The organism is Nocardia sp. No.11 (assembly GCF_038752175.1).
GTDB lineage: Bacteria > Actinomycetota > Actinomycetes > Mycobacteriales > Mycobacteriaceae > Nocardia > Nocardia canadensis.
Genome location: NZ_JBCGFB010000286.1, coordinates 1 through 434, shown reverse-complemented (window position 1 = coordinate 434; position 434 = coordinate 1). Strand labels below are relative to the sequence as shown.

Sequence of the window (434 nt, the reverse complement as noted above, 5' to 3'; positions counted from 1 at the left end):
TATGTCGATATCGACTGGGAGTCGCCGGAGTTCGCCGTCCATTCCGACGATCCGCGCTGGATCATGCCCGACGAGGACCCCCTGGGCCGTCACCCCTGGTACAAGGCGCAACCCGTCGACAAGCAGATCGCGATGGGGATGTGGCGGCAGGCCGGGATCGCCAAGGTCGGCCTGGACTTCGAGCAGCTGCTGATCCGCGGGCTGATGCAGTACCTGATCTCGGTGCCCAACGGTGACCCGGAGTTCCGGTACGTCACCCACGAGGCGGCCGAAGAGTGCAACCACACGATGATGTTCCAGGAGATGATCAACCGCATCGGCTACCGCGATGTGGTCGGCATGGGCACCATCGACCGCAAGCTGACGATGATCATCTGGCCCGCGGTGAAGTACTTCCCCGAGCTGTTCTTCACCATGATCCTCGGCGGCGAGGA

At 63.1% G+C, this 434-nt stretch carries 1 protein-coding gene; it reads left to right on the top strand.

All coding sequences use genetic code 11. The features are described 5' to 3' along the window. Window positions 1-434 (top strand): diiron oxygenase (locus tag V8688_RS32075; RefSeq protein WP_342802390.1); only part of this gene is annotated, 434 nt, incomplete at both ends.